The organism is Mycobacterium sp., assembly GCF_965277065.1.
GTDB lineage: Bacteria > Actinomycetota > Actinomycetes > Mycobacteriales > Mycobacteriaceae > Mycobacterium.
Window position 1 is genome coordinate 557,870 of the sequence record NZ_CBDIBT010000018.1, and the last position, 26,071, is coordinate 583,940.

Genomic DNA, 26,071 nt, shown 5'->3' on the forward strand with positions numbered 1-26,071 from the left:
TATTGACTTTATGCAGGCGGGTTGGTCGTGGGAAAAGATGCCCATGCCGCCACGGCGTGGTGGTGGTGGTGGTGGTGGGCAGCCCGCTACCAAGCATCAGAGTTGGACAATGAGAAGTTGACCACAACGTGGATTATCGTCAAAAAGGTTGTGCGCGGACAGTATTCGGTCAAAAACAGCTAAGGTTTCGCAGATCTCACGCGCCTGTCGGTTTGCAAGGTATCGACAACTTTTCCAGGCAACCCACGGCCAGGGTCAGTTGCGGCCTTCCGAAAGATGCGTAGCGTCAGCCACTATGACCCTGCAACAGCAACTCGCGCAGCCCTTGCTAGTGGCGCTGTCGAGCCTTGAAACATCTTGCGATGAAGGCGAAATCGCTCGGTCGGCGGCCGTCTGGCGAGGGCCCAGGCGATGTCAATTATCCGTTGACTTTAACCTGAGGCACTTCAAGTGACGCGACCTGCGGGCCCTACTTCATGTGGCTGGTGGTTGGAGTTTGTCAGTTGATTTGGGGCAACTGCCCTTAATGGGTCACCGCTTCGGCGAACTGGTCCCTGTGCTCGTGCAGGAACTGGCTAAGGGATTGCGGTGGATGCCCGATGAGCTCTTCGATGCTGTCTCTGCCTACAAATCCCTCCATTGACTCCGAGGGTTGGCACTTGGTGCGCAGGAAGCGCCACAGATTGCTGAGGTGTTCGACCGCGATCGCGTTGACGCCGGCCGCGGTGGCGGCGTCGGCCCACTGCTGGTCGGTGAGCTCGACATAGGAGACGGGGCGCCCGAGCAGTTGGCTGAACGCTTCGACGATCTCGGTGATGGTGACCGGGCCGGCGCAAAGCCGTAGTACGGTACCCGGGGGGCGGAGCGGGCCGGTCAGCACCGCGGCGGCCACCCGGGCGACGTCTTCGGCGCCGATGAACGGGATCGCAGTGTTGGGCGGGCCCCAGGGCACGGCGATCACTCCGGCGCTATCCAGGCTGCGCGCCGCCATCGCGCGCAGGTTGTCGTAGAAGACAGCGGCGTCGAGGTGCACCACCCCGACCTGAGCCCAGTCGAATATGTGCTCCACCAGCCAGTGCCGTGTTTGGTGGGGGGTGGGATGCTCCCACCGGCCGGGCTGCAGCCACTGCGACAGATTGACCACTTGCTCGACACCGACCGATCGGGCCGCGGCAGCGAAGGCGGTGGCGGCTTGCAGCAGCCCGTCGGTCACCGGGTAGGTGAAGTAGGCCCGCCGAACCCCGGCCATCGCGTCGCGGACCTGGCCCGGTTCGGTCAAGTCACCGGCGATGACCTCCGCACCCAGATCGGTCAGCCGTTGCGAGCGCTCGTCGAGGCGGTGCACGAATGCCCGCACCGGTTGGTCGTGCTGACGCAGCAGCCGGGTGAGGTAAAAACCGGTCGAGCCCTGCTCCCCGCCGGCGGCGCCGGCGACCAGAATAGGCCTGGCGTTGGCGTGAGCCGTGCTGTCTGTCGTTGTCATCGCGTTCTCTTTTGAGTCGATTGGTCCGAAAGCTGTGGTGGTGTGCCGTGATCCGCGGGACCGTCGCTCATGCCTTGCATGTCTGGCATCTTTACGCTCGACCTCTGAACGCCATCGCTAGTACCGTTACCAGACCCACAGTGGCACGTTATGTTATCGATGTCAACATGGTGGTGGATGCTCTGCGCCTTTGCCACGTGACGCCCCGCGCGGAATGTGAGTATCGTCAACATCGGCACGGCGCGCCCGCTATTCCGTTGGGAGGACGCACACGACGGCAAGCAGTGACACCTACCACCACGGCAATCTTCGGCAGACGTTGCTCGATCATGCGGTCGAGTTGACCCGGGCCGGCGGCCCGCAGGCGTTGGTGCTGCGCGATGTTCAGCGCAAAGCAGGGGTGAGCAACTCGGCCGCCTACCGCCACTACGCCGATCGCGATGCCCTCCTGGCCGCGGTTGCCGACTACGCCCTGCAGCGCCTGGCCGAGCGAATGATCGTGGCGATGAACGCCGTTCCCACGGCGGGTTCGCATCGGCGCCGCGCGTTGGCGCGATTACGCGCAACCGGACAGGCCTACATTGACTTCGCCCAGGCCGAACCCGGTTTGTTTCGTACCGCGTTCGCCGCCGACTCAGAGCTGCACGACCACGCATTTAGCACGCACCCCTACCACATTTTGACCGGTTGCATCGACGACCTGGTTGCCACCGGCGTCGTCGCGCCTGCCCGGCGGGCCGGGCTCGACGCGGCGGCGTGGGCAGCCGTGCACGGATTGGCCGTGTTGTTGATCGACGGCTTGCTGGCTTCGCTGGACTCCGCCGACAAGCAGCAGGTCACCGATCGGCTCCTCGACACTTTCCATGACGGCTTGCGCTAAGCCCTCCTAAGCGCCGAGCGCGGATCCGCCCAAGATGTTGACAGCCATATCATTGGTTGCAAGGCTTGGATGTTATCGATGAAAACATTTGGGTTCGGGTAGTGAGTGACCACTCACAGTTGCAACGTCACCGGCGTGGTGTCAGCGGTGGCTGCTGGCCGCCCAATCGTCCTCGTCGACCAGCAACGACAAGCGTGACGTCGATGGGATCGATTCGACCTCGAAACCCTCACAGCAGCAACGGCTTTGCGGCTACTGTTATCACGCCCTGCGTTGCCATTACCGAAAGATCGCGCGGCCGTCGGAATGAAAACCGCTGTCTGCGAACTGATTCACACGCCACCCTTGAAGAGACCAATGCCTGACCTGTCTGACCAAAGCGCTCTCGTCATTGGTGGGTCGAGCGGTATGGGGCGCGGCGCGGCACGCGCGTTCGCCGCACGCGGCGGCGACGTCGTCGTCACCTCACGCTCTGCGGACAGACTCGACGACGCGGTCAGGGCCGTCGCGCACGACCTGGAACCCACCGACGGGGTCCAGCGCGTCGGAGCCATCAGCGCTGTGGTCTGCGATCTCAACGATGTCGTGTCAGTGACGAAGGCGGTCGAGAACCTCGATGCGCTGGACCATCTCATCGTGACAGCGGCTCCGGGTCGCGGCGTCACCGATCGTGAGTTCTTCGACGGGAAGTTCTGGGGAACCCACGCCGCAGCAGTAGCGGCGGGTCAGCGCCTGCCTCCCGGTGGCAGCATGCTGTTCACCAGTGGCGGCCTCGCCGTACGACCGACGCCAGGCGAGTGGTCGGTCACTTGCGCGTTCGCCGCCGTGGAAGCCCTCGCCCGCGCTTTTGCCATCGAATACGCGCCGCGCCGGGTCAACTGCATCCGTCCTGGCCTGTTCGACACTGCGAGCTGGGCGAATCTCAAAGACGCTGAGCGCCAACGCTTCCTCGCCGAGCAATCGGCGGGGCTGCCCGCAGGCCGGCCTGCTACTGGGGATGACTTTGGGGAGGCCGCCATCGGCATCCTCGGCACGAAGTACCTGACCGGTCAAGTCGTCGTGGTAGACGGCGGTGCTGCCTTGATCGCACCTGGCTGATCCCTCTGCCGTCGGTTCCCCGCGGCTATAGACAGACAGTCCACTGCGGGCACCCGCGAAATCGCGAAGTAGCAAATACAAGAAACCGCACGATCGTGAAAGCGCTAGCGGCACTGAGTCCGCTAGCCTCGCACGCAGCGCAGGGCCAGATTCCAATTTCGGATTATCTGAAACTGCTGAGCGGCCGTGGAGGCCAACACAAATGGCCGGGCAGCAATTTCAATCGGGACTGCAACGTGTGTGCCGCCGCCGCCCGGAAGCGTCGTCGTCCTCGTTGAGACGGAACGGTAAGCGTGACGTCGACGAGATCGACTTGACTTCGAAACCTGAACAGCGGCAAAGGCTTTGCGGCCTGTGCTGCGACGTCGGGCCGCAGCTGCCAAGGCCGGCGCTGAGAAGAACAAATTCGCATACTGTGTAACCGTAGCCAAGTCCAGGCGTGAATCAGGCTAGACGCGGCTGGCAACGGACCAACACAGTCGCACCAGCACGTAGCGAAGGAGCAACTGATGAGAATCGGAATCACCGGAAGTGGAAATTTCGGGGGATCGCTAGGACGGCTGTGGAGCGCGAGTGGACGGCGGCTTCGTCGGACCCGTCAATCAACGCGTCTAAACCTGGGCGGTTGATGACCCCGGGCCACGGGCACGCCAGCGCGTTCCCGCCGATCGCGGATTACGCGTTCTTGTCGGACTGCGAGAACACCTGCCTGATCTCCTCAGCTGGATCGGTGGAATGGCTGTGCGTCCCCCGTCCCGACTCGCCGAGCGTGTTCGGCGCCATCCTGGACCGCAGCGCCGGACACTTTAAACTCGGCCCCTACGGGGTTTCGGTACCGGCCGCGCGCCGTTACCTGCCGGGCAGCCTCATTCTGGAGACCACCTGGCAGACCCCTACGGGCTGGCTGATCGTTCGCGATGCTCTGGTGATGGGGCCGTGGCACGACGTCGATTCCCGCTCGCGTACGCATCGCCGCACCCCGATGGACTGGGAGGCCGAGCACGTTCTGCTGCGCACTGTGCGCTGCGTCAGCGGCACCGTCGAGCTGGTGATGAGCTGCGAGCCGTCATTCGACTACCGCCGGGTCGGCGCCGGCTGGGACTACTCGGCGGCAGCGTACGGCGAGGCGGTCGCGAGGGCCAGCCAAAACCCCGACTCGCACCCGGCGTTGCGGCTGACGACGAATCTGCGCATCGGCCTGGAAGGGCACGAAGCGCGGGGACGCACCCGACTCACCGAGGGCGACAACGTATTCGTCGCGCTGAGCTGGCAGGGGCAGATGGCACCGCAGACCTACGACGAGGCCGCCGACAAGATGTGGCAGACCAGCGAATACTGGCGACGATGGATCGCTATCGGCGACTTCCCGGACCATCCGTGGCGGTCGTATCTGCAGCGCAGCGCGTTAACGCTCAAAGGTCTGACATGTGCCCCGACTGGGGCGCTGCTGGCGGCCGCCACCACCTCGCTGCCGGAAACCCCTCAGGGCGAACGGAATTGGGATTACCGTTACGCGTGGGTGCGCGACTCAACGTTTGCGCTGTGGAGCCTGTATACGCTGGGCCTGGACCGCGAGGCCGACGACTTCTTCGCTTTCATCGCCGAGGTGTCCGGTGCCATCGACGGCGAACACCATCCGCTGCAGGTGATGTACGGCGTCGGCGGGGAACGCAAGCTCGTCGAAGAAGAGCTCCCGCACTTGTCCGGATACGACGACGCCCGCCCCGTGCGGATCGGCAACGGCGCCTATAACCAAGATCAGCACGACATTTGGGGCACCATGCTCGATTCGGTGTACCTGCACGCTAAGTCGCGCGAGAAGATCTCCGACACGTGATGGCCGGTGCTGAAGAATCAGGTCGAGCAGGCCATCAAGCACTGGCGCGAACCAGACCGCGGCATCTGGGAGGTACGCGGCGAGCCGCAGCACTTCACGTCGAGCAAGGTGATGTGCTGGGTTGCGCTGGACCGCGGCGCGAAATTGGCTGCCCTGCAAGGCGAGACCACCTATGCTGCGCAGTGGCGGGCGACCGCCGAGGAGATCAAAGCCGACATCCTCGCCCATGGCGTCGACTCGCGCGGGGTGCTGACGCAGCGCTACGGCAACGACGCGCTGGACGCCTCGCTGCTGTTGGTGGTGCTGCTGCGGTTCCTGCCCGCCGACGACCCGCGCGTGCGCGCCACCGTATTGGCCATCGCCGACGAGCTCACCGTGGACGGGCTGGTTCTGCGATACCGGGTCACCGAGACCGATGACGGTCTGTCGGGCGAAGAGGGCACCTTCACGATCTGCTCGTTCTGGCTGGTGTCGGCATTAGTGGAGATCGGTGAGGTGGCGCGCGCCAGGCGGCTGTGCGAGAGGCTGCTGAGCTTCGCCAGCCCGCTGCAGCTCTACGCCGAGGAGATCGAGCCGCGCACCGGACGGCACCTGGGCAACTTCCCGCAGGCGTTCACTCACCTGGCGTTGATCAACGCCGTGATGCACATCATCCGGGCCGAGCAGGAACCCGGGTCCGCGAGCTTTATTCGCGCGAACGCGGGCCTTTGATGTGTCGCCCGGACCTAACAAGCGCTAGCGGGGAGATGTCATGACCTCACCGCTACCAAGCAATTCGGCGGACCAAATACGAGACAGCACGATTGTGAAAGCGCTCGCGGCACTTAGTTCGCTAGCCTCGCACCAACGCTACGCAGGCGCGAATGGCCGCGACGACTGGTCGGGAAGCACTGGCAGCAAGCGTCTCACCGACCGGACTCCAACTGCGTGTATTTGCCGCAGGCATGTAACTTGTTGTGCGACAACGCTCGTCAGGTCGGACCGGAGCTCTGGCCCCCGAGCACCTTTGCCGGGAAGGGGCTCGGAGTGGCCAGGTCACATCCACCGTCGCCGCCGGCAGCCCGGAACGACCGTACAGCCGCCGGCACAAACAGGAGGACGAACCGTGAATCGCTTCATGCTTGCTTTTACGTGGCAGCAGCCACCCGACCCAGCTCTCGCCGGTTCCGAGCATGATCGCGTCGTCGAGCTCATCGACGGCGGTCAGATGGAGCAGGTGTTTCTGGCGAGCGACCGGTCCCGCGGCTGGCTGGTCATGCTCGCCGAGAGCGAAGACGCCGCGCTGGAGTCGGCCAGCACCCTGCCGTTCTACCCCGCGATGCACATCGTCGCCACGGCGCTGCTGGACCGCTTTCCGTAACGACGTTCTGCACGCTCGCGACTCACAATTGACCTCTTGACCTTCGAACCGAGAACGACATGACGACATCACCCGACATGGAGCAAGCGTGACGGCAAGTCCGACCAATTCGAACGAATCACTCGCGGGCCGCGGCCTGGACGGCAAGTCGGTGCTCATCGTTGGCGGGACGAGCGGGATCGGTCGGGCCACGGCGATCACCCTCGTTGCGGCTGGAGCACGGGTGATGGTCGGCGGCCGTCGGCGATCAGAGGGTGAAGAGACCGTCGCCCTGGCCAAGCAGGCCGGCGGCGAAGCTCGCTTCATGGCCATGGACACAGCGAAAGCCGCTGACCACACCGAGACGGTTGCGGCGACCGTCGCAGCGTGGGGTCGGCTGGACGGCGCCTTCAATAACGCCGGGACCGAAGGCACGATGGCCCCCTTGCACGAGCAGACGGACGAAGACTTCGACCGCGTCGTCGCGATCAATCAGAAAGGCGTCTTCTTCGGGATGCGCGAACAAATCCGCCAGATGCTGACTCAAGGCGGCGGAGCAATCGTCAACACGTCGTCGATCGGCGGTGTCGTCGGCTTCGCCAATACGAGCCTCTACTGCGGCACCAAGCACGCTGTGATCGGCATGACCCGCTCAGCGGCTCTCGAAGTCGGCGGATCCAACATCCGGGTGAACGCGATTGCACCGGGCGCTACCCGCACTCGCGTCCTGTCGAACATGTCCGGGGGAGAGGCGGAAGCCGAGGCGAACGCGAACGCAATTCCGTTGGGCCGCATCGCAACTCCAGCGGAGGTTGCCGACGCGGTTGCGTGGCTCCTGTCAGACCACGCTTCCTACGTCACCGGACACACCCTGCTCGCGGACGGAGGATTCACTGCCCAGTAGCGGCCAGGCCGCTCAGAAATCCTCTCGAAGAACCCCGCCGATCAGCCTGACGCGGGAGAAGGAGTTGTCGATGAAGATCGGGATCATCGGAAGTGGAAACATCGGGGGAGCATTGGGACGGCTGTGGTGCGCTGCCGGACATGTCGTCATGTTCTCGTCGCGTAACATGGAGCGTCTCGCCCCTCTGGTTGCCGCGGCCGGTCCGAACGCATCGGTGGGAAGTGTCGACGACGCAATAGCTTTCGGCGACGCGATCCTGGAAGCGGTACCGTTCGCGGCGACGCTGCAGCTTCCGCCGGCACCGCTGGCGGGAAAGGTGCTCATCAGCGCGTCGAACTATTACCCCGAGCGAGACGGAGACATCGACTTAGCTGGCAGATCGCAAACTGAGCTCGTCGCTGAACGTTTGCCGCAGACCTTGGTAGTGAAGGCATTCAATGCCATGTACGCCACCGAAATGGCCTCGCGCGCCGACGGTGTCGTTGACGCCGAGCTGGCGATCTTCTTCGCGGGCGACGACGACGGCTCGCGCACGCTAACCAGGCAGCTAATTGAGGACTCGAATTTCGCGCCGGCCGATGCGGGAGTATTGGCCAACGGCAAGGTGTTTGAGAGCGGCGGACCTCTCTACGGGCAGCGGTTGGATGGAGCAACCGCCACCCGCCGGCTCGCCGAGCACCGAGACACCTAGCCCTGAGAGCCTTCACCCAAGTCCCGCGCGCTAACCGCCGCCCTCTTCTGAATCTCCACGATCTGCACTGGAATAGGAGCCGAGTATGGTCGCCAAACTGTTCGCCTATCTGAGTTATCTCGACGCCCCTCGGGCACTGAAGTGGCTCGCAGCGATCGGATTCGTCGTCGTCCGTGAGCAGACCGGCGACGACGGCACCATAGTGCACAGCGAGGTCCGCAACGGTGACACCGTCCTCATGGTCGCCAGCAACGACCAGCCCTACCAACATGCGCCACTGTTGGGCCAGTCCACCGGTGCGGGGTTGTATCTGCTAGTCGAGGATGTCGAGGCGATCTACCGCCAAGCCGTAACAGCCGGAGCAACACCAGTGATCGAACCTGAACGCACCGACTGGGGCAGCAGCCGGGCTCGTGTGCTCGACATCGAGGGCTACGAGTGGAGCTTCGGCACCTACGAGCCGGGCGAGCAATGGTGAGGCACTGTGGAATCAGAACCGAACGAGAGGGTCTTCATCAATGGACGCGATCACCGACATACCGCTTGACCTCCCGGTGCACGATGAGGCGCCGTTGCGGTTAGTTCCATCGCGCGTCGTCACCGAGTGGCCGGTGGGCACCTTCGTCGAGAACCTAGCCCCGCTCGACGACGGCTCATTCGCTATCTCGGTGCTCAGCGAGGCCCGACTCGATCGTGTGTGGCCCGACGGACGACACGAAACCATGCTTCAGCTGGCCGCACCGCCGACCGGTCTGGTACGGGTTCGCGACAACCTCTACATCTGTGTTGGTGTGCCCGACCAAACGCCTTCAACACTATGGCGATTGGACCTGTCAACGGGTGATGCCGGTCCGCTGTTCGTTGCCGAGGGCGCGATATTCATGAACGGGATGGCGGCGCTGTCGGACACGGTGCTATTGGCTGCGGAGGCCGCGCAGGGACGGGTTCTGCGACTCGACCTGGAGACCGAGTCGACCTCGACCTGGATCCAGGATGAGCGTCTCACCCGCTGGCCGGGCGCGTCGTTCTTGCCGGGCACCAACGGCATCAAGAGCTTCGGCGGCTACGTGTACGTGACGTCGAACGCGCGTGCGTTGTTGTGCCGCATGGAGATTCGTTCCGATGGGTCATCGGGACCGCTGGAACTGTGCGCCGAACGCATGCGTGGTGACGACCTAGCGTTCGACGTCGACGGCAACCTCTATGTGGCCACTCACATGGGTCATACGCTGGATCGGATCGCCCCCGGCGGGGAGCGAGTGACCCTCGCCGGACCTGACCAGGGTCTGGCCGGGTCGACGGCCTGCGCATTTGGCATCGCCGGGCCGGACTGTGACGCCCTCTACGTCACCACTACCGGTGGAATCATCGGTCCGAAGGATGGAGCGGTGCAGCCCGCTCGCCTGGTGCGACTAGAGATCGGCGCGACTGGGGCACCGCTGGTCCCGACGTCTGGTGCGCAATGAGTGCCCTGCTGATCGTGGTAACCAACGCGGGGTTGGTTGATGGCACACCGACGACCGGCCTGTGGTTCAGTGAATTCTCCGAACCCTACGAGGTGCTCGTCGCGGCCGGTATCGACCTGAAGGTGGCCAGCCCCCGGGGCGGACCGACGCCCATCGACCCGCGCGGCTATCCCCGAGCCGACGAAATCGCCCATGTGCGCGACGCGTTGGAGGTGCTCAACGCCACCGCGCCGCTGAGTGGCATTACCCACGACACGTTCGACGGGATCTTCATGCCGGGGGGCCATGGACCGATGTTCGACCTGGCGATACACCCGGGACTTAAAGCATTGATTGCCGAATTCTGGACCGCCGGCAAGGCCGTCGCCTCGGTCTGCCACGGCCCCGCCTCGCTGCTGGATGTGGTCCTGCCCGGGGGAACTACCCTACTTCGGGGGCGCCGCGTCACTGGCTTCAGCCACGCCGAAGACCAGCAGGACGCGCTGTTCTCCCATATGCCGTTTTCCCTACAGGATCGGATGACTTTGGAAGGCGCCAACTTTCAGGAAGGGCCCGCCCATCAGCCGCATGTCGAGGTCGACGGACGACTGGTTACCGGGCAAAACCCACAATCAGGTCGCGCGACAGCCGAGGCGCTCATTACGGTTCTGAAGAAGGAAAGAAGGTCGTCATGAGCCTCATCCTGACCTGCGAAATCAACGCCGATGCCCTGCCGCATTTGACCTCGCTCCGCGCTCAACACCTCGAATACATTCAGGCGCACCGCTCCGAGATCCTCTTCGGCGGCCCCGCGCGCGACGAAAACGGCATCCCGCAAACCATGATCATCGTGCTGGCGACCGACGACACGACCGCGGCACGCGAATTCGTCGCGTCCGAGCCCTATACGGCCAGCGGGAAGGTTTTCGCCTCGGTCAGCATCCGACCCTGGTCGCAGGTCATACCCGAGCCCACACCCGGCGCGCTCGACGCGGCGATCGCCGACGAACGCGCCAAGGCCTCGTCGTGACCGCGGGCATCGCGGCGGAGCACCCGCAGCGTGGGCGCACCTGATGGCTGTCCCTGTTCCGCGCGGTGATGCCGTACTACTGACGCCGCCCGATCGGGATGAGGCGGCATTTCTGCTGCGCGGATTCGTATCGGCCGCGACCGGTGCAGGTGGGCTGACCGAGATCCAACGGCTTTTGTTCGAGGCGGTGTCCCGCGCGATGACGGGTCACCGCGTCAACCCGGCAGCCGCCGAACCTATCGATGCCGAATCATTCGCGCGGGGCCTCGCCCGTCGCAATTTGGCGTTTCGTTCGCGGATCGTGCAGATCATGGTGCTGGGTGAGTTGGTGCTCTCGCCGATCCCAACGGAGGTCAGCGTCCGGGTGGCCGAATTCGCCGATCAGCTTGGCGTTTCCGAGGATCTCATCAACGTCGGACGGTCGTTTGCCGAGGGCAGCCTGGGCATGGCCGCCATCGACTTCGAGCGCAACGGGTACCTCGACGGCGCCGCGATGGGGAGGTCGACGCACACCAGCGTCGCGCTCACCCACGCGTGGGAAGCAGTGCCCGACGACCGTGCGCTGGCTGCCCGCTGGGCATCGCTGGCCGACCTCGACCCCGGCACGATCGGGCGCGGCGTGCACGACTTCTATCGTTCCCGCGGGTTCGTGTTCCCGGGGCTGCCCGGGTCGGCACCACCGCTGCTTGCCCAGCACGACTGGGTGCACGTGCTGGCCGATTACGGCAGCACCGTGGAGAGTGAGATCGAGGTATTCGGGTTCATCGCCCGCGCCAACGACGACCCCCGCGCATTCAGCCTGTTGGCTATGGTGGTCAGCCTCTTCGAGACCGGCTACCTCGCTACCGGAGCGGGATTGTTCGAGGCCGACCGTGGCCATCTGTCGCGCTCGGGGATGACGACCCGGCTCGCCGACGCGATGCGCCGCGGCGCTCTGTGCGCCGGGAGCACCGACTTCCTCGCGATGGACTGGTTCGCGCTCGCGGACCGCCCGGTCGAGGTGCTGCGCGCGGAGCTGGTCCTGCCTGCGAAAGCAGGGGCGGCGGTCAGGGCCGGCAGTGTCGGTCCCTGGCAGCCGGGCGGAATGAGCCCGTTCCAGCGTGCTGCCGGGCAACGTCTCGCCGAGCAGCAGAGCGCGCCAACGTACCTGTCGGCACCCGACCAACGAACCCCAACATCGGAGTGAGTCCATGAAGATTGGCATCATCGGCGCGGGCAATGTCGGCGTCGGAATCGGCAAGCGCCTCGCCGCCCACGGACATGACGTGGTGCTCAGCTTCGCGCGCACCTCGGAGAAAGTGCAGGCCGCTGCCGAGGCCATCGGCTGCGGCGCCCGCGCGGGATCACCCGAACAGGCTGCCTCCCACGGCGAGGTGGTCATCATCGCCACCCCGTGGGCAGCGACGCTGGACGTGGTGCACCGGCTGGCCGATGCCTTAACCGGAAAGGTGTTGTGGGACACCACTAATCCGTTCAAGGCGGACATGAGCGGGCTGGAACTGGGAACGTCCACCTCAGCGGGCGAGGAAATCGCCGCGGCAGCCCCAGGCGCGACGGTCGTCAAGGCTGTGCCACCCTTCGCTGAGGTACTGCAGTCGACGTCAACGCTGATCGATGGACGCACACCGGGGGTATTTGTCTGCAGCGACGACGCGCAGGCCCGCACCACGGTGTTGGCGCTCATTGCTGACATCGACGCTGACGGGATCGACGCAGGGCCTCTGTCCTACGCGCGATACACCGAACCCTTGGGCATGCTCCAAGTTCAATTGGCCTACGTCCAGGGGATGGGTGCGCGCATCGGGACGGTGCTCATCCGGGAGACGTGACGGGCGTGTCTGAACGACCGAGCCGCTACACCGTCCCTTGACCCAGGTGCTCGGCGAGTTCGGCCCAGAAGGTCGCCGCGAGCCGTTCGAACTTCAAGCCGAACTCCAGCGTTGCGCGTTGGGGTGAGTTGGCGGGTAGTACCCCGCGCTGGACCAGTGACTCGTAGTCGGCCAGGCGCATGCGGTGTGCGTTTTCCTGCTCGACGGCAAGCCTTCGCACGTCCTCCGCGGTGGTGTTGTCGCGGGTGAAGAACAGTCGAATGAGGCCTTCGTCGCGGATTTCGGTGGGCTGGTCGGTAGACACCGCCAGCCAGCGATTCAGTTCGTCGCGTCCCTGATCGGTCAGCGATAAAGTCCGGCGGCGCCGGCCGGCATCTTCGCGGTGCTCACCGATCAGGCCGTGGCGGGCCAGGCGGGTGGCCTCGGCGTAGAGCTGAGATCGGGGGAATCCCCAGAAGTATCCGATGCTGGCGCTGATGATTCGTTCCAGCTGATAGGGCGTGGTCGGACCGTGCCGGTCGAGCAACCCTAGGACGACGTAAGAGCTGGCCGACATGCTCGGCGGCTTGACCATCTTAACCACTCCTCCTGATTCAGACGGTCTCAATCTCGACATGGCGCCCCGGTCTCCAGCAATGCGAAACTTCTATCGTCCAGCTTAGACAGTCCTATTTATACCGTAGGAGTTGACGATGGAAATCGTCACGATCCGCCTCCCCGCCTCGAATGTGCATCTGATCCACGGCCGCGCCGGCAACATCCTGGTGGATTCCGGCACCGAGGCCGCCGTCCCACGGCTTCGCCGGGCGCTCGACAAACTGGGCGTCGATCCACACCGGTTGCGCGCAGTGGTGCTCACCCACGGCCACGCCGACCACGCCGGCGGTGCGCGCCGATTGGTCGGCGCCGAGGTGCCGGTGCTGATCGGCGCCCCCGACGCGCCGATCGTGCGGTCCGGCCGCAACCCCGACTTGGTCTGCACCAACCTCACCGCCCGCGTCATCCGACCCTTCGTCGACCGGCCTTTCACCGGCTACGAACCCGATGTCCTCATCGACGACGTCACCGACCTGCAGCCCTACGGGATCCCCGCCTATGCGGTGCCCGCGCCGTCCCACACCCCCGGCTCCCTTGCCATCTTCGGGACACGGCCGGGCATGCCAGCACTGGTCGGTGATCTGATCCGCGGCGGATATCTCGGCGGGGCCTTGGCGCCGGGTCGCCCGGCACGGCACTACTACTCCCACGACACCGGTCGCGATCTGCGCGTGCTCGACGCCCTGATCGGCCAGCATCGACCCGTTCGGCTCTTCCTCGGCCACGGTGGACCCGTCGATACCGACACCGTCACAAATCTGGTCCGCGGCCGCCACGGCACTTCTACCGCAGCGCGCGGGATCGCGTCATAGCCGGGCTCATCACTCGTGTTGTTCTACAAAAAGAGATCGCGGGTCTACCAACGAGAGATGGCTGGATGATCTGGACTCGCCGATCCCGTTACATGTAACGTCGGGTGCATGGCCAGCATACGAGAGCGGGTACGTGGACATCGCGAGCGGTTACGCGCGCAGGGGCTTCGGCCTATCCAGATTTGGGTGCCTGACGTACGGGCACCAGAATTCGTCGCTGAAGCGCACCGCCAGTCTGCTGCCATCGCCGCCAGCGAGAACGAGGTCGACGACCAAGCATTCATCGATGCGATTTCCGTCGACCAGGCCACTGCTGAGGGGGAGTCCGCCGAGTGAGGCGCGGCGATATTCACATCGCTGCGGCACGAGGTACCTATTCCGATAAGCCGAGACCCGTCGTCATTATTCAGGACGATCGGTTCGACGCGACCGCCTCGGTAACTGTCTGTCCGCTGACAACAAAACCAGTCGAGGCGCCGCTGACGCGAATCGTCGTAGAGCCAACGCCGACAACCGGAATCGAGCAGCCAAGCCAAATCGTGGTCGACAAGATCACCACGGTGCCGCGGGCCAACGTACGCGATCATCTCGGTCGTCTGGCCGATGCCGATCTCATCCGGCTTGATCGCGCACTTCTGGTGTTCCTCGGACTCGCGGGATGACCGGAATTCCCGTGGCGCGTCCACCAGGCCTTCAAGCAGTCGATATTTAAATAGGGGAGAAGGCCATCACCGGGATGCGACGTCCACCCGTTGTCTGCTCGTAGTCGGCGTAGCCAATCGTGAGCTGTTTCGCGAGGCTCCAAAGCCGGTCGCGCTCGACTCCGGTCACCTCCTCCCCTCGGAAACGGCCCTCCCGGCCGCCGGCATAAAGCGTCACTTCCGGATGGGCTTTGACATTGTGGTACCAAGCCGGGTGGTGGGTTCCGCCGAAGTTGGAGGCCATCAGGATGACTCGTTCGTTATCGGTGAAGTACAACAGCGGCGTCGTTCGCGGCGCGCCCGACTTCGCTCCAGTATGCGTGAGCAGGACAGCAGGAGTGAAGACGAGCGTCGACAGACGCCCCCGAGTGAGTTTGACGAGGATCGGATCAATACGCGTCGAGACGTTCCGGATCGTCCACTTGCCAGCTTTCGACCTCCCCAGCGGCGTCATGATCCGCTTGGCGAAGGTCGGTTTCGCAGTCGGATCGACGGGTGGAAGCGCCACGCGGCGATCATATCCACCCACAAATTTCTGTGTACCCAATTGCTGCCGCCAGGTGCGTGTTCAATACTGCGAACTCGTCCGTCTCTGCCCAATCAAATGAATTTGGACAGTCGAAGCCGGGATACGCTGACCGATTACATTGGCATGGGACGAATTCTGGCCGTGACCGTCGCGTTGCGCCGAATGACTTGCACTGAACGGAAATTCGATCCGAGCTGTCCCTCCCGATCTGCGGCATCGTTTGACATGCTGCTGCTGGGCGCGTTGGCTGAAGGTGCTGAGTATGCAGCCGGCCTGGGGTCGGTGTCGCTGTCCGATCGGGGCCGCGGCACAGGGTTGTACCAAACACCGCCCAGATCTTGACCTGGTTCGTGTGACCCGGAAGTTGCTGTGCTGTTTACCTTCTCCTTCTGATTCTTCCCGTATTGATTCGGCGGATCGCGTGACGGGCATCTCGTGAATGTTGACGCTGATCATCTGGCCCTGATCGCCCGAGCGGCGCGCCGGACGCATCCCTCCCACACCACAACCGAAGCAGGAGCCAAGACCGATGACCATTCACCCCGCCACCGATCTGACTGACGAGCTGATGGCGCTATTGCGCGCCCCGAGTACCTGTTACCTCGCGACTCTAATGCCGGACGGGTCCCCTCAGCTGACCCAGATCTGGGTCGACACCGACGGCGATCACATCGTGATCAACACGGTGGCCGGATTCCAGAAGCTGCGCAATATGGAACGTGACCCGCGCGTGGCCGTCGCCGTGTCCGACCCGGCTAACCCCATTCGCTTCATCACCGTCAGAGGGCGCGTCATCGGTACCACGACTTCGGGGGGAGCGGAGCACATCGAATCACTCGCACAGAAATACCTCCGCGGCCCGTACCCCTGGTATGGCGGTAGAGACCAAACCCGGGCCATCGTCACCATCAGCATCGACAAGGTCCACGGACAGGGAAATTAATGGCACCGTCACAGGTGGTGATTGAGCGACACGACATCGCAGTCGCCGATGATGAACTCGATCGACTCACCCGCCGGTTAGCAGATACTCGCTGGCCGGATCCAGAAACCAGCACCGAGCAGGGACCCCGGTTAACGCCAAGCCCCGTCGTGTTAGGCGAAACGCGGAAACAATCGGTGCGCATTGCCCGAAATTATGAGCGCTTTCTCGTTGTCATCGAATCCGGAGTACAACTCGAACGTTTTCTTCGCCGGCTCGATCGTCTGTGGCGGCATCAGCGGATAGTCGAAACCCATCAACAGCTGAGTTGGTGGTACCAGTGCGTGCAGACCGTCGAGGGCTGCCGGTGCGGTGGCTGCTGTGAGATCGAAGTAGAACGATGCCAGACCTGTCAAAATGTCAGCAGCGTCGAGCTTCGGGCCGCCCCGGTATCCCCACGGCATTGAACCCGCCAGTGAAATGCGCGTGGCGAGGTAAGGAATGGTGCCGCCACCGTGGGTGGCGATGATGTTGACCCGGGCGAAACGCCGTTTGGCGCCGGACAGAACCATAGTCGCCACCATGCGGGTGGTTTCGAACATGAACTCCACCACCGAGACGTTCATCTTGCTGGTCTCAACGGAAAACCCCGGCGGCGCATCGGGATGGACGAACAAAGTTGCACCGCGGCGATTGAGTTCCTCGAACCACGGATCGTAATAGTCGTCGCCGAGATAGGTGCCTGCGAATTGCGGGCCAACACACACACCGTCGAGGTTGAGATCGTCGAGAGCGTAGGCCGTTTCGATCAGTGCCGCGTCTATGTCGTGCATCGGCACGACGGCGAAAGCGCCGAGCCGATCAGGGTGCTGAGAAACCACCGCGGCCAATTCTTCGTTCAGCCCGCGGGCGTTGGCTGAGGCATCCTTGCCGACCAAGACGTTCGTCATGCCCGGAAGCGACAGGATGCCGGCACCGATCCCGTGCTCGTCCATGTTTTCCAGGTGCAGAACCAGGTTCCACGGGGGGAGTGCCACCCCCTCGGCTGCGATTGCGTCGGCATCGCCGGTCAGGATCCGCTTGTACTCCGCGAGCAAAGGATGCGTGTGCACGTCGGTGATGAGTTCAGTCATGAGGCTCAATCTATTCAAGACGCTGGCACGGGACAGGATCGCACGGCAGTCGCGGCAGCAAGACGTCAGAGCTTGCGCAACCGCAGCCGGTTGATGGAGTGGTCGGCGTCCTTGCGCAGCACCAGGGTGGCGCGCGGCCGGGTGGGCAGGATGTTCTCGATCAGGTTGGGCCGGTTGATCGAGCGCCAGATGTCGCGGGCGGCGATGTCGGCCTGCTGGTCGGTCAGCCCTGCGTAGTGGTGGAAGTGCGACGCGGGGTTGGCGAACGCCGTCGAACGCATCGCCAGGAACCGCGAGATGTACCACTGCTCGATGTCCTCGATCCGTCCGTCCACGTACAGCGAGAAGTCGAACAGGTCCGACACCATCAGCGTCGGCCCGGTCTGCAGGACGTTGAGACCTTCGAGGATCAGGATGTCGGGGTGGCGGACCACCTGCTTGGCGTCCGGCACCCGGTCGTAGTGCAGGTGTGAGTACACCGGCGCGCACACGTAGTCCGATCCCGACTTCACCGACGTGACAAACCGCATCAGCGCCCGTCGGTCGTAGCTCTCCGGAAAGCCTTTGCGGTGCATCAGGTTTCGCCGGCTCAGCTCGGCGTTGGGGTAGAGGAACCCGTCGGTGGTCACCAGATCGACGCGCGGGTGGTGGTCCCAACGGGCCAGCAGCGCCTGCAGCACACGAGCGGTTGTCGACTTTCCGACCGCGACGCTGCCGGCCACGCCGATGATGAACGGCACCGGCCGGTCGGGAGCCTGCTGTGGCTCACCGAGGAACTCGGCGGTGGCGGAGAACAGCCCCTGGCGGGCTGCGACCTGCAGGTGCAGGAGCCGTGCCAGCGGCAGGTAGACCTCTTCGACCTCGCGCAGGTTGACCTGCTCGCCGATGCCGCGCAGGCCGACGACTTCCTCTTCGGTCAGCGGCTGTGGCGTCGACATCCGGAGCGCGCGCCACTGTCGTCGATCGAACTCCACGTAGGGGCTCGGCTCGCTGGGCCGCGGCATGAGAGTCAGTCTTGCAGCCTTGGCCGTGTCATGGTCAGGTGGGGCGACCGGAGAGCCGGGTAAATAGACTTCCCAAGTGTGGACCCTGACGCGCTGATCCGTGAGTACCTGCTACTCGGTTTGCGTTTCGACCGGATCGAGTCCGGCTACGTCGACGCCTTCACCGGCGACCCGGCGTTGCGCCAGAGCGTGGCGGCCGAGCCCGCCCCCGATCCGGCCGACCTGGTTCGGCAAGCCGGCCGGCTGGTCGCCGCATTGCCGGATGTGCCGCACCGCAACGGATTCGACCAGCAGCGGGCCGACTACGTAGGCGCTCACCTGCGTGCGCTGGAGTGCGCGGCCCGCAAGTTCGCCGGGGAAGACATCGGGTTTGTCGACGAGGTGCACGCCTATTTCGATGTGCGCATCAGCAAGGGCGACACGGACACCTATCGGCAGGCACACGTCCGGCTCGACGAGGCGCTGGCCGGCCCCGGCTCGCTGGCCGACCGGATGGAAGCGCACCGCGTCGGCGAGGAAATCCCGCCCGAAGCGGTTGGCGGCCACCATCGACGCCTTCTCCAGCGCGCTGCGCGACCGGGTCCGCGCCGAATATCCGCTGCCCGACACCGAGACCGTCGACTACCAGGTGGTGACCGACAAGCCGTGGTCGGGTTTCAACTACTACCTGGGCGGCTACCGCTCGACGGTGGCCGTCAACGCCGACCTCAAGCAGCTGATGTCCAACCTGCCCCGGCTGGTGGCGCATGAGTCCTACCCCGGACACCACACGGAGCACTGCCGCAAAGAGGCCGGCTTGGTCAACCGCAGGGGACAGACCGAGCAGACCATCTTTTTGGTCAACACCCCCCAATGTCTGATGGCCGAGGGCCTGGCCGACCTGGCGCTGTATGCGGCGATCGGCTCGGGCTGGGGGAGTTGGGCCGGCGAGATCTATGCCGATCTCGGTCTGCGTTTCGACGGCGAGCGCGCCGAAGCGGTGTCCGAGGCCGCGGCGGCGCTGGCCGGCGTGCGTCAGGACGCGGCGTTGATGTTGCACGACGAGCACCGCGACGCCGACGAGGTCGCGGAGTTCCTGCGACGCTGGCTGCTGGTCAACGACACCCGGGCCCGGCAGATGCTGCGGTTTCTGTCCTCGCCGCTGTGGCGCGCCTACACCAGCACTTACGTCGAGGGATACCGGTTGTTGCGCGGGTGGCTGGACGCGCGGCCGGATGGGACGAGCGTGGTCGAGCGGTTCGGCCGGTTGCTCGACGAGCCGTTCGTCCCGTCTGGGCTGCCCGTTTAGACTGGGCCCCGTGACTGCCGCACCCGACGCCCGCATTAATACCTCCGTCCTGTCCGCGCCGCTGGCCGATGTCGATCCCGAGATCGCCGAGCTGCTCGGCAAAGAGCTTGGCCGCCAGCGCGACACGCTGGAGATGATCGCCTCGGAGAACTTCGTTCCGCGCGCGGTGCTGCAAGCTCAGGGCAGCGTGCTGACCAACAAGTACGCCGAGGGTCTGCCCGGCCGCCGCTACTACGGCGGCTGCGAGTACGTCGACGAGGTGGAGAACATCGCCCGCGACCGGGCCAAGGCGTTGTTCGGCGCCGACTTCGCCAATGTGCAACCGCATTCGGGTGCACAGGCCAACGCCGCGGTGCTACATGCACTGATGAAGCCAGGGGAGCGGCTGCTGGGCTTGGACCTGGCCAACGGCGGTCACCTGACCCACGGCATGAAGCTGAACTTTTCCGGCAAGCTCTACGAGAACGCCTTCTACGGCGTGGACGACACCACTCACATCATCGACATGGACAAGCTGCGAGCCCAGGCGCTGGAGTTCCGGCCGAAGGTGATCGTCGCCGGCTGGTCGGCGTACCCGCGCGTCCTGGACTTTGCCGCGTTCAAATCTATTGCCGACGAGGTCGACGCCAAGTTGTGGGTGGACATGGCGCATTTCGCCGGCCTGGTCGCCGCCGGACTGCACCCGTCGCCGGTGCCCGACTCCGACATCGTCTCCAACACCGTGCACAAGACGCTGGGCGGCCCCAGGTCCGGAATGATCATGGGCAAGAAGGAGTACGCCAAGTCGATCAACTCCGCGGTGTTCCCCGGCCAGCAAGGCGGACCGCTGATGCACGTCATCGCCGCCAAGGCCGTCGCGTTGAAGATCGCCGGCACCCCGGAATTCGTCGAGCGTCAGCAGCGCACGCTGACCGGCGCCCGCATCCTGGCCGATCGACTGTTGGCCGCCGACGTCGCTGAGGCCGGCGTCTCGGTGGTCAGCGGTGGCACCGACGTCCACCTGGTGCTCGTCGACCTGCGTGACTCACCGCTGGACGGCCAAGCTGCCGAGGACCTGCTGCACGAGGCCGGCATCACCGTCAACCGCAACGCGGTGCCCAACGACCCGCGGCCGCCGATGACGACCTCCGGCCTCCGGATCGGTACGCCGGCGTTGGCCACTCGGGGCTTCGGCGACGCCGAGTTCACCGAGGTCGCCGACATCATTGCCACCGCTCTGGCGGCGGGAACCGCGGCGGACGTCGCGGCCCTGCGTGCGCGTGTCACGCGTTTGGCCAGGGAGTTTCCGCTGTACGAGGGCCTGGAGGACTGGTCGCTGGTCTAACACCGGCCGCTCGGGAAAACGCCGGCACAGGGATTTTACGAAACCTGTGTCCACAAGTTACAGTTACTTTTATGGCCGTTAGACCCGTCCCTGACGCACTGATGCTCGAACTCGATCCAGTCGTCGGCGCGAATCTCGATCGTCATATCGGTACCGAGCAGATCTGGTTCGCGCACGACTTCGTGCCGTTCGAGCAGGGGGAGAACTTCGCCTTCCTGGGCGGCCGGGACTGGGACGCGTCACAGGTGACATTGCCGAAAGCCATCACCGACGCGTGCGAGATCCTACTGGTCACCAAGGACAACCTGGCCGGCTACCACCGCGAACTCGTCGAGCACTTCATCCTCGAACTCAACTGGCATCAGTGGATCGGTCGCTGGACCGCCGAGGAGCACCTGCACGCGATCGCGCTGCGCGAGTACTTCGTGGTGACCCGCGAGATCGATCCGACCGCCAACGAAGACGTCCGCTTCGAGCACGTGTCGTCGAAGGGGTATCGCGCCAGCCAGTACTCGAAGATCGAGACGTTGGTGTTCATGGCTCTCTTCGAGGGCTCCAGCGCGGTCTTCTGCAACAACCTGGCGGCTCAGATCGAGGAGCCGGTGCTGGCCGGCCTGATCGCCCACATCGCCCGCGACGAAGTGCGGCACGAGGAGTTCTTCGCCAACCTGGTCGCGCACCTGGCGACGTACAGACGCGACGAAACGATCGCCGCCATCGCCGCGCGCGCGGCCGAGATCGACGTCATCGGTGCCGACATCGACGCGTACGCCGACAAGGTGCGAGTCGTCGCCGACGCAGGCATTTTCGGACCCGACCAACTGCGTCAGCTCATCTCCGACCGGATCACCGACTGGGGCGTGGCCGACGAGCCCGCTCTGCAGCAGTTCGTCAGCAGCTAGCTGACGCTCTGCATCGTCGTCGGCGCGGTTTAGTGGCGCCGCTCCTCCTCATTCCAGACCCCACTGCTCCGTCTAGCGTCGTCGGCGCGCCTGCCCGGCGGACATGAGCCGACGAGAGTAGCGTCGCTGGCGATGGCTAGCGACACGCTCTGCTATCCGGGCGGCGCCTCTCGACTCAACCTCGAAAGGACCGCCGGCCCCGGTCCTTACGCCGCGGCCCCCGCCGACGAATCGTCCGTGCGGGCCGCACGGGCATCCAGCCCGGTGAGAACGCTTCGTGCGCATGGGTGGCGGTGGGGACACCACCCGCATGCGGCAGCGATCCGGGCGATGAGCTCGAGGAGCGCTCGTGACTGATACTGCAGCGGTTTCCCAGGACTCCATCAGGACCTACGTGCTCGACACGTCGGTGCTGCTGTCCGATCCGTGGGCCTGCTCCCGCTTCGCCGAACATGAAGTGGTTGTTCCGCTGGTGGTGATCAGTGAGCTGGAGGCCAAGCGCCACCATCACGAGCTGGGCTGGTTCGCCCGCCAGGCGCTGCGCCTGTTCGACGATCTCCGCATCGAGCACGGACGCCTCGATCAACCCATTCCGGTTGGGACACAAGGCGGTACGCTGCACGTCGAGCTCAACCACAGTGACCCGTCCGTGCTACCTGCCGGCTTCCGCACCGACACCAACGACTCCCGCATCCTGTGCTGCGCCGCCAATCTCGCGGCCGAGGGCAAGCGCGTCACGCTGGTCAGCAAGGACATTCCGCTGCGGGTGAAAGCGGGTGCGGTGGGCCTGCCCGCCGACGAGTACCACGCGCAGGACGTCGTGGTCTCCGGCTGGACCGGGATGACGGAGCTGGAAACCAGCGCCGACCACATCGACACGTTGTTCGCCGACGGCGAGGTGGACCTGGAGGGTGCGCGAGACCTGCCGTGCCACACCGGGATTCGGCTGCTGGCCGGTAGCTCGCATGCGCTCGGCCGGGTGAACGCACACAAGAAGGTGCAACTGGTCCGCGGCGACCGCGAAAGTTTCGGGCTGCGCGGCCGCTCCGCCGAACAGCGGGTCGCCCTGGATCTGCTGCTCGACGAGTCGGTGGGCATCGTGTCGCTGGGCGGCAAGGCCGGTACCGGCAAGTCGGCGCTGGCGCTGTGCGCCGGCCTGGAGGCCGTGCTGGAACGGCGCACCCAGCGCAAGGTGGTGGTCTTCCGGCCGCTGTACGCGGTCGGCGGCCAGGAACTTGGCTACCTGCCCGGTAGCGAGAGCGACAAAATGGGTCCCTGGGCCCAGGCTGTCTTCGACACCCTCGAAGGACTGGCCAGCCCCGCGGTGCTCGAGGAAGTGCTCTCCCGCGGCATGCTCGAGGTGCTGCCGCTGACCCACATCCGCGGTCGCTCGCTGCACGACTCCTTCGTGATCGTCGACGAGGCGCAGTCGCTGGAACGCAACGTGCTGCTGACCGTGCTGTCACGGCTGGGTACGGGATCGCGGGTGGTGCTGACCCACGACGTCGCCCAGCGGGACAACCTGCGGGTCGGCCGCCACGACGGCGTCGCGGCCGTGGTCGAGAAGCTCAAAGGGCACCCGCTGTTCGCGCACATCACGCTGCTGCGCAGCGAGCGGTCGCCGATCGCGGCGCTGGTGACCGAGATGCTCGAGGAAATCAGCGGCGCCCCGCTGTAAGCCAGGCCGTAGTTGGTCGCCGGTAGGCTTCGGCGGTGGCGAAACGACCCGACAACCAGAAGTGGCGGTACCTGCGTACCGTCGCCGGTGTCGCGTCAGCCGCGGTCATAGTGGCGGTCGGCGCGTTCACCGGGCACGTCCGGTTTCGCCCAGGCCAACGACGCCGTCGACTGCGCTCAGGTCAAGTGCGTGGCGCTCACCTTCGACGACGGCCCCACGCCGTACACCGACCGGCTGCTGGGCATCCTGAAAGCCAACAACGCCAAGGCGACGTTCTTCGAGATCGGCAACAAGGTCGCGGCCAACCCGGCCGGCGCCAAACGGGTGGTCGAAGCCGGCATGGAACTGGGCAGCCACACCTGGGAGCACCCCAACATGACGACGCTGCCACCCGCCGACGTGCCCAGCCAGTTCTCCCGGGCCACCGACGCGATCGTCGCCGCCACCGGTGTGACGCCGAAGTTGTGGCGCCCGCCGGGCGGACTGACCGATCCGGCGGTCAACGGGCCGGCCGCCAAAGCCGGCCAGGCCGGAATCCTTTGGGACGTCATCCCTTTCGACTGGATCAACGACTCGAACACCGCGGCCAGCAGATTCCTGTTGATGACCCAGATCAAACCCGGGTCGGTGGTCCTGATGCACGACACCTACTCCAGCACCGTCGATCTCGTCGAGCAGTTCATTCCGGTGCTCAAAGCCAACGACTACCACCTGGTCACGGTCAGCCAGTTACTCGGGCCGCGGGCGCCGGGCAGCGTGTACGGCTCGCGGGAGAACGGGCCCCCGGTCAATGCCCTGCACGACATCCCGGCCTCGGAGATTCCGTCGCTGCCCAATACGCCGTCGCCACCGCCGATGCCGAACTTCCCGATTACCGATGTGGCAGGCCAGAACTCGGGCGGACCGAACAACGGCAGCTAATCCTCGCGCGCGGCGAACCAGGATTCGGCCGCCGTCAGAGCCTCCGGCGTGCCGATATGCAGCCAGTCGCCGTCATGGACGAGGCCGAACAGTCGCCTGGTCGCCTGTGCACGGTAATAGAGTAGGTTCAGCGAGAACCCTCCATCCGGGGCATCGGCGAATAGCCGAGGATGCAGGATCTGCACGCCGGTGAAAACGAATGGCGCAGTGGACGCGTCGCCACGCCACTGCAAACGTCCGTCATCGGCGTGGAAGAAGTCTCCCGCCCCGTCATAGCCGAAGGCCCGGCCGACCGGTGTCAGCAGCAGGAGCGCATCCATCCGCGCCGCGTCCCAGGCTTCGGCCAGGCGGTTCAGCGCCGGCCGCTCTCCGTCCAGCCAGATGATGTCGGCGTTACAGACGAAGAAGGGCTGCAGGCCTAGCAGGGGAAGTGCCTGGGCGACGCCACCGCCGGTGTCGAGCGGCACGCCCTCGTGCGACAGGATCACGCCGGAATGGCCGGCCAGATGCCGGGCGATCTGGTCCGCCAGCCAATGCGTATTGACCACGCGGTGAGGCACGCCCGCTTCGTCGAGCCGGTCGAAAACGCGGTCCAGCATCGACCTGCCCGCCACCGGGATCAGCGGCTTGGGCGTGCGCTCGGTCAGGGGGCGCATGCGTAGCCCGAGGCCTGCCGCCAGCACCATGGCATGGCCCGGCATGGTCGCAGAGCCGCTCACGGGTCCGGCACCACGCGGTGCGCAGCGGGCACTTCGCGTTCCAGCCAGTGCGACAGCTCATCCAATGCGGGATGCGTCAGCGCCTGGTCTAGCAGGCGCCAGAGCCGCGGGATGTGCTGCAGGTAGCCAGGTTTGCCGTCGCGCGTGGCTAGGCGCACGAACAGGCCCAGGCATTTCACATGGCGATGCGCGGCCATCACCGCCCACGAGGCATCGAAATCCACGCCGGACAGCTCCGGGAATGCTGCGCGATAGCGCGCGCGCATGGAATCGATCAGGGCCGCGGGCAGGTCGCGGCGCGCGTCCTCCAGCAGCGAGGCAAGGTCATAGGTGATCGGCCCCACCACTGCATCTTGAAAGTCCAGCAGCCCCAACGCTTTCAGACCCGGTCGCGGCAGCAGAAACAGATTCTCGACGAAGAAATCGCGATGGACGAGTGTGTCGGGCACCGCGCGCGCTGTGGGCAACAGCGCGCGCCAGATCGCCTCGAAATGCTGCCGCGCGTCCTCGTCGACAGGCGTTCCGCGCGCGGCAGGTATGTAGCACAACATGAACCGCTCCACCTCTTCCAGCATGCGCGCATCGTCATACCCGGGAAGGCCGGCCGGAATTGCCGCCGCGCCGCGCCGGTGCCAATCGATCAACCAGTCAATCGCCAAGCCGAAGATCCGGTCCGGGTCGTCGCCGGCCTCGAGCCGTTGCGCCAGCGTCGCGTCGCCCAGATCCTCCAAGAGCACCAACCCCGGCGCCGGATCGGCGGCGAGAATCTCAGGGGCGGAGGAATTCAGCCCGCGCAGATGAGAATCGATCTCCAGGAACGGGCGGATGTCGAGCTTGTCGGGCGGCGCGTCCATCAACACCGCGCGCCGCGAGCCGTCGGTCAGGCGCCAGTAGCGGCGAAAGGATGCATCTCCCGCCATGGCCGTGCGTGCGGCGCTGCCCCAGCCGGCCGTCGTCAGGAATTCCGAGATCGTCGCGTCGCGCTCCGCGGGCCTGTCCATGTCG

At 65.1% G+C, this 26,071-nt stretch carries 25 protein-coding genes and 3 pseudogenes; 21 read left to right on the forward strand and 7 right to left on the reverse strand.

From position 1 onward, the window contains the following. Window positions 1–523: 523 nt before the first annotated feature. Complete coding sequence (locus tag ACQY5A_RS14175) at window positions 524–1,483, reverse strand: NmrA family NAD(P)-binding protein (protein ID WP_428340970.1); 960 nt, start codon at window positions 1,481–1,483, stop codon at window positions 524–526. Window positions 1,484–1,802: 319 nt separating this feature from the next. Here ACQY5A_RS14175 and ACQY5A_RS14180 point away from each other — a divergent pair, with 319 nt between their 5' ends. The 12 genes and pseudogenes from ACQY5A_RS14180 to ACQY5A_RS14235 all read left to right on the forward strand — a co-directional run bounded on the left by ACQY5A_RS14180 (window position 1,803) and on the right by ACQY5A_RS14235 (window position 12,536). Next, window positions 1,803–2,363 carry a TetR/AcrR family transcriptional regulator gene (locus tag ACQY5A_RS14180; RefSeq protein ID WP_428340971.1) on the forward strand — a complete coding sequence of 187 codons (561 nt, stop codon included), beginning with the start codon at window positions 1,803–1,805 and terminating at the stop codon, window positions 2,361–2,363. Between the two features lie 357 nt (window positions 2,364–2,720). Next, window positions 2,721–3,461 carry an SDR family oxidoreductase gene (locus ACQY5A_RS14185; protein ID WP_428340972.1) on the forward strand — a complete coding sequence of 247 codons (741 nt, stop codon included), beginning with the start codon at window positions 2,721–2,723 and terminating at the stop codon, window positions 3,459–3,461. Between the two features lie 628 nt (window positions 3,462–4,089). Then, window positions 4,090–6,009, forward strand: a pseudogene (locus ACQY5A_RS14190) (glycoside hydrolase family 15 protein). Between the two features lie 394 nt (window positions 6,010–6,403). Further along, a complete protein-coding gene (locus ACQY5A_RS14195) occupies window positions 6,404–6,658 on the forward strand; it encodes a hypothetical protein (RefSeq protein WP_428340973.1) in 255 nt (84 codons plus the stop codon). An 88-nt stretch (window positions 6,659–6,746) separates the two neighbouring features. Beyond that, complete coding sequence (locus ACQY5A_RS14200; RefSeq protein ID WP_428340974.1) at window positions 6,747–7,541, forward strand: glucose 1-dehydrogenase; 795 nt, start codon at window positions 6,747–6,749, stop codon at window positions 7,539–7,541. 70 nt (window positions 7,542–7,611) lie between these two features. Then, on the forward strand, window positions 7,612–8,232 hold the full coding sequence (locus ACQY5A_RS14205) for an NADPH-dependent F420 reductase (RefSeq protein WP_428340975.1): 621 nt from the start codon (window positions 7,612–7,614) through the stop codon (window positions 8,230–8,232). A gap of 85 nt (window positions 8,233–8,317) precedes the next feature. Then, window positions 8,318–8,710, forward strand: coding sequence for a VOC family protein (locus tag ACQY5A_RS14210; protein ID WP_428340976.1), 393 nt, complete (start codon window positions 8,318–8,320; stop codon window positions 8,708–8,710). 40 nt (window positions 8,711–8,750) lie between these two features. Then, entirely contained in the window at window positions 8,751–9,698 is a 948-nt protein-coding gene (locus ACQY5A_RS14215; protein WP_428340977.1) for an SMP-30/gluconolactonase/LRE family protein, read from the forward strand. Beyond that, window positions 9,695–10,372 (forward strand): type 1 glutamine amidotransferase domain-containing protein, encoded by a 678-nt coding sequence (locus ACQY5A_RS14220; protein WP_428340978.1) that lies wholly within the window; start codon window positions 9,695–9,697, stop codon window positions 10,370–10,372. Before ACQY5A_RS14215 ends, ACQY5A_RS14220 begins: the two co-directional genes overlap by 4 nt. Then, on the forward strand, window positions 10,369–10,707 hold the full coding sequence (locus ACQY5A_RS14225) for a YciI family protein (protein WP_428340979.1): 339 nt from the start codon (window positions 10,369–10,371) through the stop codon (window positions 10,705–10,707). The genes ACQY5A_RS14220 and ACQY5A_RS14225 overlap by 4 nt, the downstream gene beginning before the upstream one ends. A gap of 43 nt (window positions 10,708–10,750) precedes the next feature. Further along, complete coding sequence (locus ACQY5A_RS14230) at window positions 10,751–11,893, forward strand: hypothetical protein (RefSeq protein ID WP_428340980.1); 1,143 nt, start codon at window positions 10,751–10,753, stop codon at window positions 11,891–11,893. A gap of 4 nt (window positions 11,894–11,897) precedes the next feature. Continuing rightward, window positions 11,898–12,536: an NADPH-dependent F420 reductase gene (locus tag ACQY5A_RS14235; protein ID WP_428340981.1), complete on the forward strand. Its 639-nt coding sequence runs from the start codon at window positions 11,898–11,900 to the stop codon at window positions 12,534–12,536. A gap of 25 nt (window positions 12,537–12,561) precedes the next feature. Here ACQY5A_RS14235 and ACQY5A_RS14240 read toward each other — a convergent pair whose 3' ends face one another. Next, complete coding sequence (locus tag ACQY5A_RS14240; RefSeq protein WP_428340982.1) at window positions 12,562–13,110, reverse strand: PadR family transcriptional regulator; 549 nt, start codon at window positions 13,108–13,110, stop codon at window positions 12,562–12,564. Window positions 13,111–13,228: 118 nt separating this feature from the next. Between ACQY5A_RS14240 and ACQY5A_RS14245 the strand changes: the two genes are divergently transcribed. The 3 genes from ACQY5A_RS14245 (at window position 13,229) to ACQY5A_RS14255 (ending at window position 14,607) form a co-directional block, all read left to right on the forward strand. Next, window positions 13,229–13,945, forward strand: coding sequence for an MBL fold metallo-hydrolase (locus ACQY5A_RS14245; protein WP_428340983.1), 717 nt, complete (start codon window positions 13,229–13,231; stop codon window positions 13,943–13,945). A gap of 108 nt (window positions 13,946–14,053) precedes the next feature. Beyond that, window positions 14,054–14,281 carry an antitoxin MazE family protein gene (locus ACQY5A_RS14250; protein ID WP_428340984.1) on the forward strand — a complete coding sequence of 76 codons (228 nt, stop codon included), beginning with the start codon at window positions 14,054–14,056 and terminating at the stop codon, window positions 14,279–14,281. After that, window positions 14,278–14,607: a type II toxin-antitoxin system PemK/MazF family toxin gene (locus ACQY5A_RS14255; RefSeq protein ID WP_428340985.1), complete on the forward strand. Its 330-nt coding sequence runs from the start codon at window positions 14,278–14,280 to the stop codon at window positions 14,605–14,607. Before ACQY5A_RS14250 ends, ACQY5A_RS14255 begins: the two co-directional genes overlap by 4 nt. 46 nt (window positions 14,608–14,653) lie before the next feature. Here ACQY5A_RS14255 and ACQY5A_RS14260 read toward each other — a convergent pair whose 3' ends face one another. Then, window positions 14,654–15,154 carry a nitroreductase family deazaflavin-dependent oxidoreductase gene (locus ACQY5A_RS14260; protein ID WP_428340986.1) on the reverse strand — a complete coding sequence of 167 codons (501 nt, stop codon included), beginning with the start codon at window positions 15,152–15,154 and terminating at the stop codon, window positions 14,654–14,656. A gap of 550 nt (window positions 15,155–15,704) precedes the next feature. Between ACQY5A_RS14260 and ACQY5A_RS14265 the strand changes: the two genes are divergently transcribed. Beyond that, entirely contained in the window at window positions 15,705–16,118 is a 414-nt protein-coding gene (locus ACQY5A_RS14265) for a PPOX class F420-dependent oxidoreductase (protein WP_428340987.1), read from the forward strand. Between the two features lie 152 nt (window positions 16,119–16,270). Here ACQY5A_RS14265 and ACQY5A_RS14270 read toward each other — a convergent pair whose 3' ends face one another. Together ACQY5A_RS14270 and coaA are read right to left on the reverse strand one after the other, a co-directional pair. Next, window positions 16,271–17,230, reverse strand: a complete 960-nt coding sequence (locus tag ACQY5A_RS14270; RefSeq protein ID WP_428340988.1) for an amidohydrolase family protein — start codon at window positions 17,228–17,230, stop codon at window positions 16,271–16,273. A gap of 65 nt (window positions 17,231–17,295) precedes the next feature. Continuing rightward, window positions 17,296–18,234 (reverse strand): type I pantothenate kinase, encoded by a 939-nt coding sequence (gene coaA, locus ACQY5A_RS14275; protein ID WP_428340989.1) that lies wholly within the window; start codon window positions 18,232–18,234, stop codon window positions 17,296–17,298. A 78-nt stretch (window positions 18,235–18,312) separates the two neighbouring features. On the opposite strand from coaA, the pseudogene ACQY5A_RS14280 reads away from it, so the two are divergent. From ACQY5A_RS14280 to ACQY5A_RS14300, 5 genes and pseudogenes are all read left to right on the forward strand, one after another. Then, window positions 18,313–19,522 (forward strand): annotated as a pseudogene (locus tag ACQY5A_RS14280) (DUF885 domain-containing protein). A 49-nt stretch (window positions 19,523–19,571) separates the two neighbouring features. Continuing rightward, complete coding sequence (gene glyA / locus ACQY5A_RS14285; RefSeq protein ID WP_428341515.1) at window positions 19,572–20,846, forward strand: serine hydroxymethyltransferase; 1,275 nt, start codon at window positions 19,572–19,574, stop codon at window positions 20,844–20,846. Between the two features lie 71 nt (window positions 20,847–20,917). After that, window positions 20,918–21,748, forward strand: coding sequence for an acyl-ACP desaturase (locus ACQY5A_RS14290; RefSeq protein ID WP_428340990.1), 831 nt, complete (start codon window positions 20,918–20,920; stop codon window positions 21,746–21,748). A 382-nt stretch (window positions 21,749–22,130) separates the two neighbouring features. Then, the gene (locus ACQY5A_RS14295; RefSeq protein WP_428341516.1) at window positions 22,131–23,426 is read left to right on the forward strand and encodes a PhoH family protein; all 1,296 of its coding nucleotides are present in this window, start codon (window positions 22,131–22,133) and stop codon (window positions 23,424–23,426) included. 35 nt (window positions 23,427–23,461) lie between these two features. After that, a pseudogene (locus ACQY5A_RS14300) lies at window positions 23,462–24,347 on the forward strand (polysaccharide deacetylase family protein). Here ACQY5A_RS14300 and ACQY5A_RS14305 read toward each other — a convergent pair. Both ACQY5A_RS14305 and ACQY5A_RS14310 read right to left on the reverse strand, forming a co-directional pair. Further along, complete coding sequence (locus ACQY5A_RS14305; RefSeq protein WP_428340991.1) at window positions 24,344–25,066, reverse strand: nucleotidyltransferase family protein; 723 nt, start codon at window positions 25,064–25,066, stop codon at window positions 24,344–24,346. The pseudogene ACQY5A_RS14300 and the gene ACQY5A_RS14305 overlap by 4 nt on opposite strands. Continuing rightward, window positions 25,063–26,067 (reverse strand): aminoglycoside phosphotransferase family protein, encoded by a 1,005-nt coding sequence (locus ACQY5A_RS14310; RefSeq protein ID WP_428340992.1) that lies wholly within the window; start codon window positions 26,065–26,067, stop codon window positions 25,063–25,065. The genes ACQY5A_RS14305 and ACQY5A_RS14310 overlap by 4 nt, the downstream gene beginning before the upstream one ends. Window positions 26,068–26,071: the final 4 nt, after the last annotated feature.

Bases quoted from the DNA above. Each gene is read 5' to 3' on its own strand.
- ACQY5A_RS14175 (WP_428340970.1), bottom strand. From the start codon at position 1,483: ATGACAACGACAGACAGCACGGCTCACGCCAACGCCAGGCCTATTCTG.
- ACQY5A_RS14185 (WP_428340972.1), top strand. From the start codon at position 2,721: ATGCCTGACCTGTCTGACCAAAGCGCTCTCGTCATTGGTGGGTCGAGC.
- ACQY5A_RS14205 (WP_428340975.1), top strand. From the start codon at position 7,612: ATGAAGATCGGGATCATCGGAAGTGGAAACATCGGGGGAGCATTGGGA.
- ACQY5A_RS14210 (WP_428340976.1), top strand. From the start codon at position 8,318: ATGGTCGCCAAACTGTTCGCCTATCTGAGTTATCTCGACGCCCCTCGG.
- ACQY5A_RS14215 (WP_428340977.1), top strand. From the start codon at position 8,751: ATGGACGCGATCACCGACATACCGCTTGACCTCCCGGTGCACGATGAG.
- ACQY5A_RS14220 (WP_428340978.1), top strand. From the start codon at position 9,695: ATGAGTGCCCTGCTGATCGTGGTAACCAACGCGGGGTTGGTTGATGGC.
- ACQY5A_RS14225 (WP_428340979.1), top strand. From the start codon at position 10,369: ATGAGCCTCATCCTGACCTGCGAAATCAACGCCGATGCCCTGCCGCAT.
- ACQY5A_RS14230 (WP_428340980.1), top strand. From the start codon at position 10,751: ATGGCTGTCCCTGTTCCGCGCGGTGATGCCGTACTACTGACGCCGCCC.
- ACQY5A_RS14235 (WP_428340981.1), top strand. From the start codon at position 11,898: ATGAAGATTGGCATCATCGGCGCGGGCAATGTCGGCGTCGGAATCGGC.
- ACQY5A_RS14240 (WP_428340982.1), bottom strand. From the start codon at position 13,110: ATGGTCAAGCCGCCGAGCATGTCGGCCAGCTCTTACGTCGTCCTAGGG.
- ACQY5A_RS14245 (WP_428340983.1), top strand. From the start codon at position 13,229: ATGGAAATCGTCACGATCCGCCTCCCCGCCTCGAATGTGCATCTGATC.
- ACQY5A_RS14250 (WP_428340984.1), top strand. From the start codon at position 14,054: ATGGCCAGCATACGAGAGCGGGTACGTGGACATCGCGAGCGGTTACGC.
- ACQY5A_RS14265 (WP_428340987.1), top strand. From the start codon at position 15,705: ATGACCATTCACCCCGCCACCGATCTGACTGACGAGCTGATGGCGCTA.
- ACQY5A_RS14270 (WP_428340988.1), bottom strand. From the start codon at position 17,230: ATGACTGAACTCATCACCGACGTGCACACGCATCCTTTGCTCGCGGAG.
- coaA (WP_428340989.1), bottom strand. From the start codon at position 18,234: ATGCCGCGGCCCAGCGAGCCGAGCCCCTACGTGGAGTTCGATCGACGA.
- ACQY5A_RS14290 (WP_428340990.1), top strand. From the start codon at position 20,918: ATGGCCGTTAGACCCGTCCCTGACGCACTGATGCTCGAACTCGATCCA.
- ACQY5A_RS14310 (WP_428340992.1), bottom strand. From the start codon at position 26,067: ATGGACAGGCCCGCGGAGCGCGACGCGACGATCTCGGAATTCCTGACG.